Origin of the sequence: Bradyrhizobium sp. CCGB20 (assembly GCF_024199855.1) — a bacterium.
Classification (GTDB): Bacteria; Pseudomonadota; Alphaproteobacteria; order Rhizobiales; family Xanthobacteraceae; genus Bradyrhizobium.
Genome location: NZ_JANADN010000001.1, coordinates 8,835,171 through 8,852,771, shown reverse-complemented (window position 1 = coordinate 8,852,771; position 17,601 = coordinate 8,835,171). Strand labels below are relative to the sequence as shown.

Genomic DNA, 17,601 nt, shown 5'->3' with positions numbered 1-17,601 from the left:
GTCATTCCGGGGCGCCCGAAGGGCGAACCCGGAATCTCGAGATTGTAGCGCGAGATTCCGGGTTCTCGCTTCGCGAGCTCCGGAATGACCAGTGGAAGCTTACAGCGAAACGCCCGGCGGAATGTCCGCCTCGGTCACGCCCACCAGCTCCATGTTGGTGATGATGGCGTTGCGGATGAAGCCGAGCCCCTTGTTGAAGTCGATCCAGGTGTTGACGTAGTCGCGGAAGGTCTTGTCGTTCTCGCGGCGGAAGCCGGCGTTCGACGTGGTCGCGAAGATCGGCGTCGGCAGCACGAACTGGCCGAGCGACGGGTTCTTCTTCAGCACAGTCAGCGACAGCATGGTGATCAGGCACTGCGCGTCGACGCGGCCGGTCTGCAGTGCGGCGGTGGCATCGTCGGCGGTCTTCAGCCGCGAGATCTGCGCCTTCGGCGTCAGGCGGCTGACGACCTGGTCGTGCGAGGAGCCCTGGTCGACCGCGATCTTGACGTCGGGCGAGTTCAGCTCGGCCCAGCTCTTCGGCTTGAAGTCCTTCTTGCAGAGGATGCCGAAGGCGTTGTTGAAGACCGGCACCGAGAAGTCGACCACCAGCGCGCGCTTCGGGGTCGGGTTGAGGCCGAAGAAGATGTCGATCTTGTTGGACTGCAGATCGAGCACCGAATTGCCCCAGGTGGTCTCGGTGATCTCGAGCTCGGCCTCCATGTCATCGGCAAGCCCCTTGGCGATGTCGATGTAGAATCCCTTCCACTGGCCGCTGGCGAGATCCTTCATGTAATAGGGCGCGCCGCCGCCGACCGCGCCGATCCGCATCTTTTTGGTGCGGCGGATGCGGGCGAAGGTCGATTCGTTCGGATCGGCCGCCTGGGCCACGGCCGGAGAGGCCAGCGCGCCCGCGGTCACCGCGCCGATGGCGCCAAGCCCGACAATCGATGCAACATCACGACGTGTAACCATTGGGATCAATCGCTTTTCTGGTTGAAGTGGAGCTCCGGCAGCGTTCATACCAAGGCGTCTCCGGCAGCGAAAGCACAGCCTATCGGCTGGGCAGAACCGGAATTGCCCGGATGCTGGGCAAGATCAAGCCTTTCAAGATGATGCCCGCTTGCTTTCCCAGCCTTTTGGCCCCAAATAGGGACCGGGAGATTGGCGGTGGACGAGCCACTCGCCAACCGGGTCAGGTCCGGAAGGAAGCAGCCCTAACGAGGTCCGGATCGGGTCGCTCGTCAGTCTCCTACCTGTTTTTCCGAGCGAATTGCGCCGGCGGGCCCCCCGCCAGCGCGCTCCTTTCCGCAAAATCCGGCCGAAAGAAATTCCATTGCGGATCGACCGATGACCGACGCTGGCGCCCCTCCCGACCCTGACAGCGCCGGCCAGGCCGGCAACGCGCCTTACCGGGTTCTGGCGCGCAAATACCGTCCCTCCTCATTCGACGATCTGATCGGACAGGAGGCCGTGGTCCGCACCGTCTCCAATGCGTTCGAGACCGGGCGCATTCCGCAGGCTTGGATCCTCACCGGCGTCCGGGGCGTCGGCAAGACCACCACTGCGCGTATTCTGGCCCGTGCGCTCAACTACGAGATGCCGGATGGGTCGGTGAAGGGCCCGACCATCCACATGCCGACCCTGGGCGTGCATTGCCAGGCGATCATGGAAAGCCGGCACATGGACGTGCTGGAGATGGACGCCGCCTCGCACACCGGCGTTGATGACGTCCGCCAGATCAATGACAGCGTGCGCTACGCGCCGGCCAGCGCCCGCTACAAGGTCTACATCATCGACGAAGTCCACATGCTGTCGACGGCGGCGTTCAACGCCTTCCTGAAGACGCTGGAGGAACCGCCGGAGCACGCCAAGTTCGTGTTCGCCACGACGGAGATTCGCAAGGTTCCGGTCACGGTGCTGTCGCGCTGCCAGCGTTTCGACCTGCGCCGCGTCGAGGCCGACGTGCTGATGAAGCACCTTGCCAATATCGCGGCGAAGGAGGGCGTCGAGATCGAGCCCGAAGCGCTCGGCATCATCGCGCGCGCTGCCGAAGGGTCGGTGCGCGATTCGCTGTCGCTGCTCGACCAGGCGATCGCGCATGCGGCGGGCCAGGTGAAGGCCGACGCGGTCAGGCAGATGCTGGGCCTCGCCGACCGCACCCGCGTCATCGACCTCTTTGATTCGCTGGCGCGCGGCGACATCGCAAGCGCCTTCAAGGAGTTCCGCGACCAGTACGATGTCGGCGCCGATCCGATCGTCGTGCTCTCGGACCTTGCCGAATTCGTAAACTTCGTCACCCGCGTGAAGATCGTGCCGGCGACAGCCGACAACGTCGCCTATGGCGAGACCGAGCGCGTGCGCGCGCGGGAGTTCGCCTCGAAAATCTCGATGCGGGTGCTGTCGCGGATGTGGCAGATGCTGCTCAAGGGCATCACCGAGGTGCAGGCCGCGACGCGCCCCGCGGCGGCCGCCGAGATGGTGCTGGTGCGCATCGCCTATGTCGCGGACCTGCCGACGCCGGACGAGGCGATCAGGATGCTGGAGCAGAACGGCGGCGGCTCGCCGGTCGCGAGCGGCGGAAGCGCCGCGCGCAGCGGCGCGCCGGGTGCGCCGATGGCCTCCGCGGCGCCGGTTGCTTCGGCTGCGCCCATGCGCTCAGCGCCGTCAGCGTTCGGCGGTGGTGGCGCCCGGCCGCAGATGGTGGCGCCCGCGCCGGATCCGCAAGGTGCCGCACCCCAGCTGCGCATCACGAGCTTCACCCAGCTCGTCGCGCTTGCCAGCCAGAAGCGCGACGTCATGACCAAGGGCGCGCTCGAAGGCGACATGCGCCTGGTCCGTTTCGAGGAGGGCCGGCTGGAAGTCGCGCTCGAGCCCAACGCCTCCAAGACCATGATCTCCGAGCTCGCGCGCAAGTTCGAGCAGTGGACCGGCCGCCGCTGGACCGTGATCGTCTCCAACGAGCAGGGCCAGCCGACGCTGCGCTCGGTGAACCAGGCGGCAAAGCAGGAACATGCGCGTTCCGCCGAAGCCGATCCGCGCGTGCAGGAGGTGCTGTCGCGTTTCCCCGGTGCGAAGGTCGTCGAGGTCCGCAGGCTTGCCCCCGAGACGCCGGAAACCAATATGAATGCGGACTATGGCAGTGACGATCCGCCCGATGGTTCCGACGGCGACGACGATCTCTGAGCCGATTTTCCAAGGATAGCACCGATGGTCGATATATTCGGCATGATGAAGCAGGCGCAGCAACTGCAATCCAAGATGCAGGAGATGCAGGACCAGCTCTCCAACGTCGAGGTCGAAGGCATCTCCGGAGGCGGTCTCGTCGCCGTGCGCATGACCGCGAAGATGGACGTGAAGGGCATCAGGATCGATCCCTCGCTGATGAAGCCGGAAGAGCGCGAGGTGCTCGAGGACCTGCTCGTGACCGCCCTCGGCGATGCCCGCCGCAAGGCCGAGACGGCCATGCAGGAGAAGATGCAGGCGCTCACGGGCGGGCTCAGCCTGCCGCCGGGTATGTTCGGCCAATAAGATGGGTTCGGTTGCAGGTCCCGAAATCGAGCGGCTGGTCCAGCTCCTCGCGCGGCTGCCGGGCCTCGGCCCGCGCTCGGCGCGGCGTGCGGCGTTGCACCTGATCAAGAAGCGCGAAGCGCTGATGATGCCGCTGTCGTCGGCCTTGCAGGTTGCGCTCGACAAGGTCCAGGTCTGCAAGACCTGCGGCAACATCGACACGCAAAATCCCTGCACGGTCTGCACCGATCCGAAGCGCGATGGCGCCATCATCGTCGTCGTCGCCGATGTCGCCGACCTCTGGGCGCTGGAGCGGGCCAATGCCACCCAGGGGCGCTATCACGTGCTCGGCGCGACCTTGTCGCCGCTCGACGGCGTCGGCCCGCAGGACCTCACCATAGATGCCCTGGTCGCGCGGGCCCACGCCGAAGAGGTGCACGAGATCATCCTTGCGCTGAATGCGACGGTCGACGGCCAGACCACGGCGCACTACATCACTGACCTGCTTCAGGACGCCAACGTAAAAGTAACCCGCCTCGCCCATGGTGTGCCGGTCGGCGGCGAGCTTGATTATCTCGATGAGGGGACGCTTTCGGCCGCGATGCGGCAGCGGACTCTTTTCTAGCCATCCAGACTTACGGAACGGACGACATGACGAAACGATTCGCCACACGCCTGGCTTTGGCCGCGACGATGTTCTTGCTGGTGACACCGGCCATCGCCGCGCAGCAGGACGACGGGGCGCCGCCGCCGTCGAAGCCCGGCAAGCCGATCAACACCGGCGACGTGCTCTCGGGCGAACTGAACGCAATGAAGGTGCGCGACGTCAAGAACGCCGGAAAGCGGATCGCGATGTACCAGATCACCTCCGAGCCGCGCCGCCTGCCTGCGCCGAACGGGTTGTGCAATCTCGAGACCGGGCCTGAGACCTTCCAGCTCGTCACCTCCAGCGACGCGCAGGCCACGCAGCTGAAATCGTTCGTCGGCAAGGAAATCTCGGTCAAGGTCGACGAAATCGCCTGCGCCAGCGATGCCGGCCAGATGAGCGAGGCCGTGATCACGAAGTGGAGCCTGATCAGGAAGCAGTAGGGGGGCGCGACGTCGCCGTGCCGGAGCAGATGGTCACTGCGCCTTGATCTCCGGTTGTGCTTCACGCATAGTGCAAGCGATCGAATTTTCGGAAGGTCGCTCGGCCGTGCGTGAAATATGCCTTGCTGTCCTGCTGGCCTTGGCCGGTGCAACTCCTTCACCGGTCTTGGCCGCACCGGACACGACCTCCTATCCGACGGCCGCCGCTGCGCTCGAGTCGCTGCGCGCCAAGCCGGGGCTGAAGACGTCCATCCGGTCCGGCTGGACCGTGATCGAGGATGAGGCCACGCTGAGCCTGTGGTCGTTCCCGCCGGCCGGCCATCCGGCCTATCCGGCAGCCATCCAGCGCCGTGCCGTGCAGGAAGGAAATGACGTCGTCATCCGGATGAACGTGCTGTGCGAAGCGTCCAAGGCCGCTTGCGATGCGCTCGTTGCCGATTTCGAGATGCTCAACGGCCGAGTCCGGAAAGAGATGCAGCGCTAGCCTAGACCCGCACCGGCCCCAGCGCCTCGAAGTGCCCGCGCTTCTGCAGCCAGGCCAGCAGGATCAGGCTCGGGATCGCCACCAGCACGCAGATCACGAAGAACATCGGCCAGCCGGTCATGTCGGCCACGAAGCCGGCGCCTGACGAGAGATACGTGCGCCCCACCGCCGCAAGCGCGGTGAGCAGCGCATATTGCGTCGCCGTGTGCAGCGGGTTCTGGCACAGCGCGGAGAGATAGGCGACGAAGATCACGGTGCCGATCGCGCTGGTGAAATTCTCGGCGCAGATGGCGAGCGCCAGTGCCCATTGATTGGTGCCGACCACCGCGAGCCAGGAGAAGGTCAGGTTGGCCAGCGCCTGCACCACGCCGCCGATCCAGAGTGATGTTGCCAGCGAGTACCGCCGCGCGAGAAAACCGCCGGCAAAACCGCCGATCAGCGTCGCAGCGAGGCCAACGCCCTTCACGATCGCCGCGTAGTCGTTGCGGGTGAAGCCGAGGTCGATCACGAACGGCGCGGTCATCGTGCCGGAGAACGCATCGGTGAACTTGAACAGCACGACGAAGGCGAGCGCGGCGAGCGCGTCCTTGCGCGACAGGAATTCCGAGAAGGCGCCGATCGCGGCGTGCAGCACCCGCGCGAACGCGGTCTCGGTTTGCGTCGCAGCTTCCGCCCGCACCGATTGTCCGGGCTCGGTCGCGGCCAGCGCCGTGATCGTTCCGATCAGCACCATCGCCGCCATCACCACATAGCCCCACATCCAGGCCGACGAGCGCGGAATGCCGGTGCCCTCGAAGCCCGAGACGATGAACAGCGCGCCCGCGGTCGAGACCAGCATGCCGATGCGATAGGCCGCGACGTAAGCCGCCATGCCGGCGGCCTGCTCGCTTTCCGGCAGGCTCTCGACGCGGAAGGCGTCGACCACGATGTCCTGCGTCGAGGAGGTCGTCGCCACCAGCAGCGCGCCCAGCGCAACATAGAAAGGCGAGCGAGCGGGGTCGGTCATCGCCAGCAGCAGGATCGCAATGATCAGCAGCAATTGCGAGAACAGCAGCCAGCCGCGCCGCCGCCCGAACGCGCGGGTGAACAGCGGCACATGCAGCGCGTCCACCAGCGGCGCCCACAAGAATTTCAGCGTGTAGGGCGTGCCGACCAGCGCAAAAAGCCCGATGGTTTTCAGATCGACGCCCGCCTCGCGCATCCACACCAGCAGCGTCGAGCCCGACAGCGCCAGCGGCAGCCCGGACGAGAAGCCGAGGAACAGCACGATCAGCACCCGCGGTTGCAGGTAAACGGCCAGGCCGTCGCGCCAGGAGGTCGCAGGGGCGGAGGTCGCGGCGGGGGATGTCGCGTCGGGTGCGGTCATGGGGAGGTGTTAGCAGATTCTGGGGGAAAAGACTCGCGGTAGCCGGTGAGGCGGGAATGGCTTCGACACTTTCAGTGTCATCGTCCGCGAAGGCGGACGATCCAGTAATCACCAGCACCTCGACTCAACAACGATCGCCGCGGCGTACTGGATGCCCTGCCTTCGCGGGGCATGACAGTGTGCCTTAAATCCTACTCCCCAGCCTGGAGCTTCCTTGGAAACAGCTCCGGCGCACCGGTCGCCACCAGATGCGGGCCATCCGGCGCTTCGGTCTTGCTGAAATCGAGCTCCTCGATTCGGCCCGCGCGCTTCTCGATCTTGTCGGCGGAGATCAGGATCTGGCGGACGTCCTCGTTCGCGTCGGCAAAGTGCTTCTGCAATTTGACCACGCGGTCGCGCAGGCGGCCGAGATCGTCGCCGAGCTTGATCACCTCGGTCTGGATCTGGTCGGCGGCATCGCGCATGCGCGCGTCCTTCATGATCTGCTGCATCACCTGGATCGCGAGCATCAGCAGCGAAGGCGACACCAGCACGACGCGGGCGCGGTAGGCCTTCTGGATCACGTCGTCGAATCCGTCATGGATTTCGGCGTAGACCGATTCCGACGGCACGAACATCAGCGCCATCTCCTGGGTCTCGCCGGTGACGAGGTATTTTTCGGCGATGTCGCTGACATGCTTCATCACGTCGCCGCGCAGCCGCTGCGTGGCGATGCGCCGCTCCTCGTCGGTGCGCGCATCGTGCAGCGCGGTCATCGCCTCCAGTGGAAATTTTGCGTCGATGCAGAGCGGTCGCTGGTCGGGCAGGAACACCACGCAATCCGGCCGCTTGCCCGTCGAGAGCGTGAACTGGAACTCGTAGGAGCCTTTTGGCAGGCCGTCCTGGACGATCGCCTCCATCCGCGCCTGGCCGAAGGCGCCGCGCGACTGCTTGTTGGCGAGCACGTCGCGCAGGGTCGTCACCTGCGTGGTGAGATCGGTCAGGTTCTTGTGCGCGCTGTCGATGATGCCGAGCCGCTCGTGCAGCGCGCGCAGGCTCTCCATGGTGTTGCGGGTCGAGTGTTCCATCGACTGGCCGACACGATGGGTCACCGAATCCAGCCGCTCGTTGACCGCCCGCGCCATCTCGGCCTGGCGGCCGGCCAGCGCCTGGGTCATGGCATCCACCCGGCCCGAGGCCTCGCTCTGGGCGTGCAGCACCTGGCTGAGGCGTTCCTCGAGCTCGTCGGCCCGGATCGCGTGCGCCATCGCGAGTTCCGCGCCGCGCCGCCCGGATCGCCCGATCACGACGGCAATCACCACCAGCAGGATGAGGACGAGGGCGCCGAAGCCGATCAGCGCATCGATGACTCGCACCGGCCAGTCGCCCAGCATGAAAATGATCTCGTTCATGGCGCCCTTCTAGCCGATTCGCGCACCCAAGCGAACGAAGAGGGAACGTGGGCGGTTAACAGCCCCCTAATTTTTATGGTTAACGAAACCTGAAGTTTTATGGTTAGCGGATCGTTAACGGAGTTCCTGGCCGCATTGACCGCATCCGGCGCGCGGCTTAAATCGCCGCCATGGCCCTACGAGAAATCATCATCCTGCCCGACAAGCAGCTGCGTCTGGTCTCCAAGCCGATCGAGAAGGTCACGCCGGAGATCCGCAAGCTTGCCGACGACATGTTCGAGACCATGTACGACGCGCCCGGTATCGGGCTCGCGGCGATCCAGATCGCGCAGCCGCTGCGGCTGATCACCATGGACCTCGCCAAGCGCGACGAGAACGGAGAGACCAATCCGGAGCCGCGCGTCTTCATCAACCCCGAGATCATCGCATCCTCCGAGGATCTGTCGATCTACGAGGAAGGCTGCCTGTCGATCCCCGAATATTACGAGGAGGTCGAGCGGCCTGCGAAGGTGCGCGTGCGCTTCACCGATCTCGACGGCAAGGTGCACGAGGAGGACGCCGAAGGCCTCTACGCCACCTGCATCCAGCACGAGATCGACCATCTCAACGGCGTCCTGTTCGTCGACTATCTGTCGAAGCTCAAGCGCGACCGCGTGATGAAGAAGTTCGAGAAAGCCGCCAAGCGCGCGGAGTGAGGTTCCCGTCATTCCGGGGCGATACGCAGCATCGAACCCGGAATCTCGAGATTCTCAGGTGCGCAATTGCGCACCGTAGTTCGGCTCTTCGAGCCGCCCCGGAATGACTGTTACTGGAATTGCGTCCTTCGCAGGTTTTTTCCAATGCCCCTCCGCCTGATCTTCATGGGCACGCCCGATTTCTCCGTGCCGACGCTGCTCGAGCTGGTCTCGCACGGCCACGAGATCGCGGCGGTCTACACCCGCGCGCCGAAGCCCGGCGGGCGGCGCGGCCTGCAATTGCAGCCGACCCCGGTCGAGGAAGCGGCGCGAAAGCTCGGCGTGCCCGTGCTGACGCCGAAGACGTTGAAGACCGCGGAAGCGCTCGATGAGTTCAGCGCCTTCGACGCCGATGCTGCCGTCGTCGTCGCCTACGGCATGATCCTGCCACAGGCCATTCTCGATGCGCCAAAGCTCGGCTGCTACAATCTGCATGCTTCGCTCTTGCCGCGCTGGCGCGGTGCCGCCCCCATCAACCGCGCGATCATGGCGGGCGACGCCGAGAGCGGCGTCATGGTGATGAAGATGGACGTCGGCCTCGACACCGGCGACGTCGCGATGGCCGAGCGCCTTCCGATCACCGACAACATGACCGCGATCGATCTGCACGACCGGCTCTCCCGGCTCGGCGCCGATCTGATGGTACGCGCCATGGCGGCGCTCGGGCGCGGCGGGCTCCAGCTCAAAAAGCAGAGCGAGGACGGCGTCACCTATGCCGCCAAGATCGACAAGGCCGAGGCGCGGATCGACTGGAGCAAGCCGGCGCGCGAGGTGCTGCGCCACATCCACGGCCTGTCGCCGTTTCCCGGCGCATGGGCCGAGCTTGAGAATGCGCGCGTCAAAATCCTGCGCTGCGAGCTGGCGAAGGGCGCGGGCGCGCCGGGCGAGGTGCTCGACGACCTCCTCACCATCGCCTGCGGCGAGGGCGCGATCCGCATCATCGAGCTGCAGCGCGAAGGCAAGGCCCGGATGCAGGCCACCGACTTCCTGCGCGGCGTGCCCGTCAAGCCGCCGATGCGGTTCGGTTGATGCCCCGCTACAAGCTCACCATCGAATATGACGGCGCGCCGTTCTTCGGCTGGCAGGTGCAGGAGACGCTGCCGTCGGTGCAGGGCGCGCTCGAAGCGGCCGTGAAGGCGATGACCGGTGCGGATCTGCGGGTCCACGGCGCCGGCCGCACCGATGCCGGCGTGCACGCGCGCGGACAGGTCGCGCATGTCGATGTCGACAAGCAGTTTCCGCCCGGCCGCTTTCGCGACGGGCTCAACGCGCATCTGCGGCCGCATCCGGTGGCGGTGCTGGAGGCCGAGATCGTCCCCGACACGTTCGAGGCGCGCTTCTCGGCGGTGAAGCGCCACTACCGCTATCGCGTCATCAACACCCGCGCCAATCTCGCGCTCGATGTCGGCCATGCCTGGCGCGTGCCGCGACGGCTCGACGCCGATGCGATGCATGCGGCCGCGCAGCGTTTGCTCGGCAAGCACGACTTCACGACCTTCCGCGACACTGAATGCCAGGCCAAATCGCCGGAGAAGACGCTCGACCAGCTCGACGTACTGCGCGACGGTCGCGAGATCACCATTCTCACCTCGGCGCGCTCGTTCCTGCACAGCCAGGTGCGTTCGATGGTGGGCTCGCTGGTCTGGGTCGGCGAGGGCCGCTGGACCGCGGACGATCTCTCCGCAGCCCTCGAAGCCCGCAACCGCGCAGCGTGTGGGATCGTCGCCCCGCCGGAGGGGCTGTATCTGGTGAAGGTGGAGTATTAGACGAGAGGCAGACGTCCTTGCCCCATCATCGGTGTCATGTCCCGGCTTGATGTTTAGTCCGGAGACATAGCTGACACCTGTTCGGACACATCACTGACGGGTTGGGCGTTGGTCAAGTCGATGGATGCGACCTGCCAGCTGGCGAAGAAGATTCCGTAGTGGCCGTCACGATCCAGCGGTCGGATGGCAAGGCGTTCGCGTGCGAAAGCCTGGGGAACTTTCCAGAAGCGCCCCTTGAAGGAGATGTAGGGTCTGGTCGATGAGACCCTGCGCACGATCTCGCCGCTGTCATACGCGACGTTCGGAACGCGGGCCGGCATGGTACGGGCACTTGGCCGGAAGCGATCGGCAGGGACGTGCATATCCAGGCCCTCGTGGGGACGCTCCAGATTGTAGACCGGCCGCCAGGCATCGAAGGCACGCTGGACTTCCGGGAGGGTGCGGAAGCGGCGCATGGCAAAGACCTCGGCCTTCAGGGTGCGATGGAAGCGTTCGTTCTTGCCGCGGGCCTGTGGATGGCACGGCCTGGCATGGACCACCCTGACGCCAAGCTTGAGCAGCCACACCTTCAGTCCGGTCCAACGAATGCCGGACGTGTCGCCCCAGGGTGAGCCGTTGTCGGTGTAGAAGGCCTCCGGCAGGCCATAGCAGCGGAACGTCGCCGTCAGGTGATCCTGCACGGTCAGACGCTGCTCGTCGGCACAGGCCTTCAGGCACAGAACATAGCGCGAGTGATCGTCGACGATTGTGAGCGGATGGCAGCGCGTTCCGTTGGCGAGCGGCAGGTGCCCCTTGAAGTCCATCTGCCACAGCAGGTTGGGAGCTTCCTTCTCGAAGCGGTGCCCCGGATTTGGCGGTGCATTCTCGCTGGGGCTGACCCGGCCGTTCCGGCACAGGATCTGGTGCACCGTTGACGGCACAGGCACCGTCTGCCCGCCCCGCTTCAGGCAATGGGCGATCTTCCGCGCTCCCCAGGCCGGATGCTTGTCGCGCACAGCCAGAACCTGCGTCTCGACCGCGGGCTCACTCCGCCTGGGCATCGCGTGCGGGCGCCGCGAGCGGTCGGCCAGCTCCCGATCACCGGCCTGCCAGCGCGCCAGCCACTTGTAGCCAACATCAGGACTGATGTTGAACCGGCGGCAGAGCTCGCGCCGATTGGCTCCCTCTTGCAAAGCAAGCCGCACAAACTCGTGGCGCTGATCCATTACTGACACCTCATTCCAAGGCATGGACGGCCTCCCGAATCGGACCAATCCAGCCAATGTTGATGTGTCAGCTATGTCTCCGAACACCCGTCAGTGATCTGTCCGGGCTAAACACTTGACCGGGGCATCCAGTACGCCGCGGCCTCTCGAGGAATCACTGTCGTCTCGGAGTACTGGATCGCTCGATCAAGTCGGGCGATGACGGCGGAGAGCGGAGAGGCAGAGCGCCCTCAAACAAAATACCTTGCCAAAATCCCGCGATACACCTGCGTCAGCTTCTCCAGATCCGTCACCGGCACGCGCTCGTTGACCTGGTGCATGGTCTGGCCGACCAGCCCGAACTCGATCACGGGGCAATAGCTCGAGATGAAGCGCGCATCCGAGGTGCCGCCTGAGGTCGACAGCTCCGGCTTGCGGCCCGTCACCTCCTCGATCGCGGACACCGCGAGATCGGTGAACGGGCCGGGCTTGGTGACGAACACGTTGGAGTTCGAGGGATCCCAGACGATGCGGGCGCGGATGCGGTTGCCGCAGGCGTTCGTCAGCCGCGTCTCGACCAGCTCGCGCAGGCTCGCCTGGGTGTGGTTGTCGTTGTAGCGGATGTTGAACCTGGCGCGGGCCTCGCCGGGGATGACGTTGCTGGCCTTGTTGCCGACGTCCACCGAGGTGAATTCGAGATTGGACGCCTGGAACTGCGCGCTGCCGTGATCGAGCGGCTCGTCGGAGATCGCCACGATCAGCCGCGAGATATCAGGCACCGGATTGGAGGCGCGATGCGGATAGGCGACATGGCCCTGCACGCCGTCGACCAGAAGCGTGCCGGATTGCGAGCCGCGGCGGCCGACCTTGATGGTGTCGCCGAGCGTCTCGACATTGGAGGGCTCGCCCAGCACGCAATGGTCGAATTTTTCGCCGCGCTCGGCGGCCCATTTGAGCAGCTTGATGGTGCCGTTGATCGAGACGTCTTCCTCGTCGCCCGTGATCAGGAACGAGATCGAGCCCTTCCCGTCCGCGCGCGGCTTGCCGCCGCTGGTGGCGAGATGCTCCAGCACCGCGGCGACCGAGCAGGCGATGCCGCCCTTCATGTCGACCGCGCCGCGGCCGTGCAGAAAGCCGTCTTTCACCTCACCGGAGAACGCGCCGACGCTCCAGGCGCTCTCGTCGCCCGGCGGCACCACGTCGGTGTGGCCGGCGAAGGTGATGTGCGGCCCGTCAGTGCCGATCCGCGCATAGAGATTGTCGACGTCGGCCGTGCCTTCCTCGCTGAACGTCACGCGGTGGCAGGTGAAGCCGGCAGCGGTGAGCGCCTTTTCAAGCACCCCGAGAGCACCGGCATCGGCCGGAGTTACCGAGGGGCAGCGGATGAGATCACGGGCAATCGAAAGAGCATCGGTCATGCGCCCCGCTTAACATGCATGCCGCCGGGTGGGCTAGCACTGGGCGGGACAAATTCGATCTCGCTCTGCTGGTCCCAGTCCTTGGCACGGCGTTCGGCGGCGCTGTCCTCGATGTCGGCCAGCGGATCGGCGCCGAACCGGTTGTCGCCCACGCTGCCGGGCACACAGAACATTTCGACGAAGCCCCACAGCCACAGGCTTGAAGCCGAGAGGCTGAACGGAAGCATCCAGTTGGAGTCAGGGAAAAGGTCCGAGAACTGGCTGAACAGGCCGGGCACGACGAAGAACGCTACGATCCACCAGCCGCTCCTGTCGCGGTCGTGCAGCCGCTTGATGGCCGTCGCCAGGAAAATCCATGAGAACAGCGTCAGGCCAGACGCCTTCAGGATCAGATCCGTGCGATCAAAGGATGCCAGCGAGCGGTAGGCCCGGGGATCGACCAGCTTGAAGAGGTCGTCGAGGCCGAAGTCGAAATCGAGCTTGATGGATAGCTTTAACGATCCCTCGGCGTTGAGGAGGTGAAGCACCTGACCGACCACTCCCAGCAAGGCCGCCAGCACCGCGACGATCAGCAGGGCCTGCCACAGCAGAGCGCGATTGATGCGGCCGTCGAAGCGGAAGAGATACCAGGTCCAGTCCATGCGAGAGGCTCCGGGCGGTCGAGGCCGCCCGGATATTGGTCGCGATGGAGGGAGGGTGGGTTCGATTTCGGAGCGAATGGTGAGCAGCGGATGGCGGTAGGGCGCAGGCCCCATTCGCCACCGGCGATTCGCTATTCGCCCGACATCAATCCCGCAGCAGCTCGTTGATGCTGGTCTTCGAGCGCGTGCGCTCGTCGACGCGCTTGACGATCACGGCGCAGGCGGTGCTCGGGCCGATCTGGCCGTTCTTCATGGGCTTGCCGGGCAGCGCGCCGGGCACCACCACCGAATACTCAGGCACTTCGCCGATGAAGACCTCGCCGGTCTCGCGGTCGACGATCTTGGTCGAGGCGCCCAGGAACACGCCCATCGCCAGCACCGCGCCCTTGCGCACGATCACGCCTTCGGCGACCTCGGAGCGCGCGCCAATGAAGCAATCGTCCTCGACGATGACGGGCTCGGCCTGGAGCGGCTCGAGCACGCCGCCGATGCCGGCGCCGCCGGAGATGTGCACGCGCTTGCCGATCTGCGCGCAGGAGCCGACGGTCGCCCAGGTGTCGACCATGGTGCTCTCATCGACATAGGCGCCGAGATTGACGAAGGACGGCATCAGCACGACGTTCTTGGCGATGAAGGCCGAGCGGCGCACCACCGAGCCGGGCACGGCGCGGAAGCCGGCATCGCGAAAGCGGTTCTCGCCCCAGCCTTCGAACTTCGAGGGCACCTTGTCCCACCAGGTCGCCTTGCCGGACCCGCCGGGAATGACGCCCATGTCGTTGAGGCGGAAGGAGAGCAGCACGGCCTTCTTCAGCCACTGATTGACCTTCCACTTGCCGTCGGCCCCGCGCTCGGCGACGCGCGCCTCGCCCTTGTCCAGAATCTCCAGCGCCTGGTCCACGGCCTCGCGCACCTCGCCCTTGGTCGAGGTCGAGACGCCGTCGCGCGCGTCGAAGGCGCTGTTGATGGTGGATTCGAGGGCTTGGAGGGACATCGGGATTTCCTCTTCGGAACGTGAATTTTGACGGATTGGGGCGCTTTTTCGGGATTTGGGGGGGCGGAGTCAAGGCATAGTCCGCCGTCGTCCCGGCCTCCGTAGCCCGGATGGAGCGAAGCGCAATCCGGGAAAGTCTCTCCGCGGCGAGAGGCCCCGGATTTCGCTGCGCTCCATCCGGGCTACGGGCTTACCGCGGCAGTCGGGCCAAGAACCCCGTCAGATCATCCGTGACGTGGTCGACATGGGCGGCGTCCCGGCCTTCCAGCTCCCAGTCCTCGCGCACCACCTCTTTCGTGCCGTCGGGCACCACCAGCACCGTGGTCATGCCGAGCGCGTGCGGGACGGTGAGGTTGCGGGAGAGGTCCTCGAACATCGCGGCTTTGGTCGGGTCCACCGCATGGTCTGAGAGGAATTTTCGATAGGTCTGCTCCGCCGGCTTCGGCTCGAAGCCGGCCGCGATGATGTCGAATACACCGTCGAAATGGCCGACGAGGCCGAGCCGCGCCAGCACCGCGTCGACATGGTCGACCGAGCCGTTGGTCAGGATCAGCTTGCGCCCGGACAGTTTTGCGATGGCTTCGCCGAGCGCCGGGTTCGGCTCCAGCGGCGAATGGTCGATCTTGTGGACGTAGGCGAGGTAGTCGTCGGCGCGCACGCCATGCATGGTCATCATGCCGCGCATGGTGGTGCCGAAGCGCCGGTAATAGTCCTTCTGGATCTTGCGCGCCTCCTCGGGCGTCACGTTCAGCCAGCTGCAAACGAACTCCCCGATCCGCGCATCGACCTGCTGCCACAGATTGACGTGATGCGGATAGAGCGTGTTGTCGAGGTCGAACACCCAGGTGTCGACGTGGGCAAAGGTGCGGGGGGAGGTCATTGTGGCTCTCTATCCTTCAAACACAATCGCCGTCCGATCCTCCGGTGTCGTCCCGGACAAGCGCAGCGCAGATCCGGGACCCATAACCACAGGGAGGAATCGTTTGCGGGATCCTGGTGACATCTCGCCTCGCAACCGCTGCCCGTGGCTATGGGTCCCTGCGTTCGCAGGGACGACACCGGCAAATGTTGCGCCACCATGGTCAACTCACGGCATCGCAAAGCGCAGCGTCTTGCCGCCGCTCGACATGTCGACCGCACCGAAACCCGTCGCCGCGAAACCGCGCGCGCCGCAGTCGGTCTGCTCGTTGGTCTCGAACTTGGTCTCGCGCGTGCAGAGCTGCCTGTCGCCGCCCCAGTTCAGCGGCTTGTCCTTCAGCTTGATGATCCGGTTGTCGGCGTCGATGGCTTCCGCGAAGCTGAAGATCTGCTTGGGCTGGCCGGTCACATCGGGGTGCAGGCACGTCCTGGGATCGATGCGATACCAGCCGCGGCTGGTCACCGACTTGCCGTCGTCGGTGGCGACCGCCGCCATCACCTTGTGCGGCGTGTCGTTGCACCAGGTCAGGCCCGTCGCGGACGGCGTCTGCACGGCGTCGACCATGGTCTTGAAGAAGTTTGGCGAGGCCAGGATGTCCGCCGCCAGTCCGCGGCTCTTCAGGAAGGCGGCCAGTGCGGCTTGCGTCTTCGGCCCGTCGACGCCGTCGATGGGAGCTGCGTCATAGCCGGCGATCACCAGCAGCCGCTGGATGCCGGCAAGGCGCGCCTGCTCGTCGTCATATTCGGAATCCTCGGCGAGGTAGGCCGTGAAATTGCCGTCCGCTGCCTGCGTGGGGGTGATCTGGGTGAAGGGGACTTGCGTCTGGCCACTGCGGCACTGCCGCGCCGCCGCAATGACGAAATTGTCCTGCGCCACGCACAGCATGTCGCTGCCGTTCTGCGGGATCGGCGAGGCGCCGTAGACGCCGAGCGCGCGGGCGTTGAGCAGGATGCGGTCGGCGGTCAGCGTGCCCTGCACCACCACGCGGCAGGTGGCGGGGTCGATCCTGAACCAGCCCCGCGTCGCGGTCGCCGCCTTGTCGTCGATGCCGATCGCGGCCTCGACCACATAGGACATGCGGTTGCAGATTTTCAGATCGGCAAAGGCCGGGGCGGAGGAGAAGAAGAACGAGACGGCTGCGGCAGGCAGCGTCATCAGCAAGCGCGCGAGGGGAGAGCGGCGAGGCCGCCGCTCTCCCAGCTCTGTTCCTGGCCGCGCGCTCATCACTTGTGGATCAGCGTGCCCGTGCCCTGGTTGGTGAAGAGCTCGAGCAGCACCGCGTGCTGCATCTTGCCGTCGATGATGACGACGCCCTCGACGCCCTGTTCGAGCGCGTAGATGCAGGTCTCGACCTTCGGGATCATGCCGCCGGAAATGGTGCCGTCGGCGATCAGCTTTCGCGCGTCCTTGACCGAAAGCTGCGGGATCAGCTTCTTCGACTTGTCGAGCACGCCGGGCACGTCGGTGAGCAGCAAGAGGCGCTTGGCCTTCAGAGCACCGGCAACGGCACCGGCAAAGGTGTCGGCGTTGACGTTCAGCGTCTGGCCTTCCTTGGAGGTCGCGAGCGGCGCCAGCACCGGGATCAGCTCGTAGCCGATCAGCTGGTTGAGCAGCGTGAGGTCGACCTTCTCGGGATCGCCGACGAAGCCGAGATCGACCGCCTTCTCGATGTGCGAGTCCGGATCGATGATGGTCCGCGTCGTCTTCGACGCCTTCACCATGTTGCCGTCCTTGCCGGACAGTCCCACGGCCTTGCCGCCGGCCTCGTTGATGTAGCCGACGATCTGCTTGTTGACGGAGCCGGCGAGCACCATCTCGACGATCTCGATGGTTGCGGCGTCGGTGATGCGGAGCCCTGCGGCGAATTCCGAGACGATGCCGAGGCGCTTGAGCATGGTCGCGATCTGCGGACCGCCGCCATGCACCACCACCGGATTGATCGCGGTCTGCTCGAGCAGCACGATGTCGCGGGCAAAGTTCTTCGCGGTCTCCTCGTCGCCCATGGCATGGCCGCCATATTTGATGACGATGGTTTCCTCGTCATACTGCTGCATGTGCGGCAGCGCTTCGGACAGGATGCGGGCCTGGTCGAGCGGGGAGATGTCGGTCATGAGGCGGATCTCGCTGGC

The 17,601-nt window shown here is 65.5% G+C and carries 18 protein-coding genes and 1 other RNA gene; 9 read left to right on the top strand and 10 right to left on the bottom strand.

Features of this window, described 5'->3' with window-relative positions; all coding sequences use genetic code 11:
• Window positions 1–99: 99 nt before the first annotated feature.
• Window positions 100–954 (bottom strand): transporter substrate-binding domain-containing protein, encoded by an 855-nt coding sequence (locus NLM15_RS41750; protein ID WP_254123808.1) that lies wholly within the window; start codon window positions 952–954, stop codon window positions 100–102.
• 184 nt (window positions 955–1,138) lie between these two features.
• Between NLM15_RS41750 and ffs the strand changes: the two genes are divergently transcribed.
• The 6 genes from ffs to NLM15_RS41720 all read left to right on the top strand — a co-directional run bounded on the left by ffs (window position 1,139) and on the right by NLM15_RS41720 (window position 5,062).
• An RNA gene (ffs, locus tag NLM15_RS41745) (signal recognition particle sRNA small type) lies at window positions 1,139–1,235 on the top strand.
• A 94-nt stretch (window positions 1,236–1,329) separates the two neighbouring features.
• Window positions 1,330–3,165 carry a DNA polymerase III subunit gamma/tau gene (locus NLM15_RS41740; RefSeq protein WP_254123807.1) on the top strand — a complete coding sequence of 612 codons (1,836 nt, stop codon included), beginning with the start codon at window positions 1,330–1,332 and terminating at the stop codon, window positions 3,163–3,165.
• 24 nt (window positions 3,166–3,189) lie between these two features.
• Entirely contained in the window at window positions 3,190–3,510 is a 321-nt protein-coding gene (locus NLM15_RS41735) for a YbaB/EbfC family nucleoid-associated protein (protein WP_254123806.1), read from the top strand.
• A 1-nt stretch (window position 3,511) separates the two neighbouring features.
• A complete protein-coding gene (gene recR, locus NLM15_RS41730) occupies window positions 3,512–4,114 on the top strand; it encodes a recombination mediator RecR (protein ID WP_254123805.1) in 603 nt (200 codons plus the stop codon).
• Window positions 4,115–4,140: 26 nt separating this feature from the next.
• Complete coding sequence (locus NLM15_RS41725; RefSeq protein WP_254123804.1) at window positions 4,141–4,578, top strand: hypothetical protein; 438 nt, start codon at window positions 4,141–4,143, stop codon at window positions 4,576–4,578.
• Window positions 4,579–4,648: 70 nt separating this feature from the next.
• Entirely contained in the window at window positions 4,649–5,062 is a 414-nt protein-coding gene (locus NLM15_RS41720; RefSeq protein ID WP_254123803.1) for a hypothetical protein, read from the top strand.
• A gap of 1 nt (window position 5,063) precedes the next feature.
• On the opposite strand, the gene NLM15_RS41715 is transcribed toward NLM15_RS41720, so the two are convergent.
• Both NLM15_RS41715 and NLM15_RS41710 read right to left on the bottom strand, forming a co-directional pair.
• Window positions 5,064–6,428, bottom strand: coding sequence for an MFS transporter (locus NLM15_RS41715; RefSeq protein ID WP_254123802.1), 1,365 nt, complete (start codon window positions 6,426–6,428; stop codon window positions 5,064–5,066).
• A gap of 191 nt (window positions 6,429–6,619) precedes the next feature.
• Window positions 6,620–7,819 carry a DNA recombination protein RmuC gene (locus NLM15_RS41710; protein ID WP_254123801.1) on the bottom strand — a complete coding sequence of 400 codons (1,200 nt, stop codon included), beginning with the start codon at window positions 7,817–7,819 and terminating at the stop codon, window positions 6,620–6,622.
• A gap of 170 nt (window positions 7,820–7,989) precedes the next feature.
• Between NLM15_RS41710 and def the strand changes: the two genes are divergently transcribed.
• From def to truA, 3 genes are all read left to right on the top strand, one after another.
• Window positions 7,990–8,514: a peptide deformylase gene (gene def, locus NLM15_RS41705; RefSeq protein WP_254123800.1), complete on the top strand. Its 525-nt coding sequence runs from the start codon at window positions 7,990–7,992 to the stop codon at window positions 8,512–8,514.
• Window positions 8,515–8,658: 144 nt separating this feature from the next.
• The gene (gene fmt, locus NLM15_RS41700; protein WP_254123799.1) at window positions 8,659–9,582 is read left to right on the top strand and encodes a methionyl-tRNA formyltransferase; all 924 of its coding nucleotides are present in this window, start codon (window positions 8,659–8,661) and stop codon (window positions 9,580–9,582) included.
• Entirely contained in the window at window positions 9,582–10,319 is a 738-nt protein-coding gene (gene truA, locus NLM15_RS41695; RefSeq protein WP_254123798.1) for a tRNA pseudouridine(38-40) synthase TruA, read from the top strand. The genes fmt and truA overlap by 1 nt, the downstream gene beginning before the upstream one ends.
• A 53-nt stretch (window positions 10,320–10,372) precedes the next feature.
• On the opposite strand, the gene NLM15_RS41690 is transcribed toward truA, so the two are convergent.
• From NLM15_RS41690 to argB, 7 genes are all read right to left on the bottom strand, one after another.
• On the bottom strand, window positions 10,373–11,548 hold the full coding sequence (locus NLM15_RS41690) for an IS481 family transposase (protein ID WP_254116040.1): 1,176 nt from the start codon (window positions 11,546–11,548) through the stop codon (window positions 10,373–10,375).
• A 206-nt stretch (window positions 11,549–11,754) separates the two neighbouring features.
• Entirely contained in the window at window positions 11,755–12,921 is a 1,167-nt protein-coding gene (gene dapE / locus NLM15_RS41685; protein WP_254123797.1) for a succinyl-diaminopimelate desuccinylase, read from the bottom strand.
• Window positions 12,918–13,562 carry a DUF805 domain-containing protein gene (locus NLM15_RS41680; RefSeq protein ID WP_254123796.1) on the bottom strand — a complete coding sequence of 215 codons (645 nt, stop codon included), beginning with the start codon at window positions 13,560–13,562 and terminating at the stop codon, window positions 12,918–12,920. Before NLM15_RS41680 ends, dapE begins: the two co-directional genes overlap by 4 nt.
• A gap of 145 nt (window positions 13,563–13,707) precedes the next feature.
• The gene (gene dapD, locus NLM15_RS41675; protein WP_254123795.1) at window positions 13,708–14,553 is read right to left on the bottom strand and encodes a 2,3,4,5-tetrahydropyridine-2,6-dicarboxylate N-succinyltransferase; all 846 of its coding nucleotides are present in this window, start codon (window positions 14,551–14,553) and stop codon (window positions 13,708–13,710) included.
• Window positions 14,554–14,743: 190 nt separating this feature from the next.
• A complete protein-coding gene (locus tag NLM15_RS41670) occupies window positions 14,744–15,433 on the bottom strand; it encodes a pyrimidine 5'-nucleotidase (protein WP_254123794.1) in 690 nt (229 codons plus the stop codon).
• A gap of 207 nt (window positions 15,434–15,640) precedes the next feature.
• Window positions 15,641–16,627, bottom strand: a complete 987-nt coding sequence (locus NLM15_RS41665) for a DUF1036 domain-containing protein (RefSeq protein ID WP_309144959.1) — start codon at window positions 16,625–16,627, stop codon at window positions 15,641–15,643.
• A gap of 68 nt (window positions 16,628–16,695) precedes the next feature.
• Entirely contained in the window at window positions 16,696–17,583 is an 888-nt protein-coding gene (gene argB / locus NLM15_RS41660) for an acetylglutamate kinase (protein ID WP_188103057.1), read from the bottom strand.
• Window positions 17,584–17,601 lie beyond the last annotated feature (18 nt).

Coding starts and splice junctions, on each gene's coding strand:
- NLM15_RS41750 (WP_254123808.1), bottom strand. CDS start 954: ATGGTTACACGTCGTGATGTTGCATCGATTGTCGGGCTTGGCGCCATC.
- NLM15_RS41740 (WP_254123807.1), top strand. CDS start 1,330: ATGACCGACGCTGGCGCCCCTCCCGACCCTGACAGCGCCGGCCAGGCC.
- NLM15_RS41735 (WP_254123806.1), top strand. CDS start 3,190: ATGGTCGATATATTCGGCATGATGAAGCAGGCGCAGCAACTGCAATCC.
- recR (WP_254123805.1), top strand. CDS start 3,512: ATGGGTTCGGTTGCAGGTCCCGAAATCGAGCGGCTGGTCCAGCTCCTC.
- NLM15_RS41725 (WP_254123804.1), top strand. CDS start 4,141: ATGACGAAACGATTCGCCACACGCCTGGCTTTGGCCGCGACGATGTTC.
- NLM15_RS41715 (WP_254123802.1), bottom strand. CDS start 6,428: ATGACCGCACCCGACGCGACATCCCCCGCCGCGACCTCCGCCCCTGCG.
- NLM15_RS41710 (WP_254123801.1), bottom strand. CDS start 7,819: ATGAACGAGATCATTTTCATGCTGGGCGACTGGCCGGTGCGAGTCATC.
- def (WP_254123800.1), top strand. CDS start 7,990: ATGGCCCTACGAGAAATCATCATCCTGCCCGACAAGCAGCTGCGTCTG.
- fmt (WP_254123799.1), top strand. CDS start 8,659: ATGCCCCTCCGCCTGATCTTCATGGGCACGCCCGATTTCTCCGTGCCG.
- truA (WP_254123798.1), top strand. CDS start 9,582: ATGCCCCGCTACAAGCTCACCATCGAATATGACGGCGCGCCGTTCTTC.
- NLM15_RS41690 (WP_254116040.1), bottom strand. CDS start 11,548: ATGCCTTGGAATGAGGTGTCAGTAATGGATCAGCGCCACGAGTTTGTG.
- dapE (WP_254123797.1), bottom strand. CDS start 12,921: ATGACCGATGCTCTTTCGATTGCCCGTGATCTCATCCGCTGCCCCTCG.
- NLM15_RS41680 (WP_254123796.1), bottom strand. CDS start 13,562: ATGGACTGGACCTGGTATCTCTTCCGCTTCGACGGCCGCATCAATCGC.
- dapD (WP_254123795.1), bottom strand. CDS start 14,553: ATGTCCCTCCAAGCCCTCGAATCCACCATCAACAGCGCCTTCGACGCG.
- NLM15_RS41670 (WP_254123794.1), bottom strand. CDS start 15,433: ATGACCTCCCCCCGCACCTTTGCCCACGTCGACACCTGGGTGTTCGAC.
- NLM15_RS41665 (WP_309144959.1), bottom strand. CDS start 16,627: ATGACGCTGCCTGCCGCAGCCGTCTCGTTCTTCTTCTCCTCCGCCCCG.
- argB (WP_188103057.1), bottom strand. CDS start 17,583: ATGACCGACATCTCCCCGCTCGACCAGGCCCGCATCCTGTCCGAAGCG.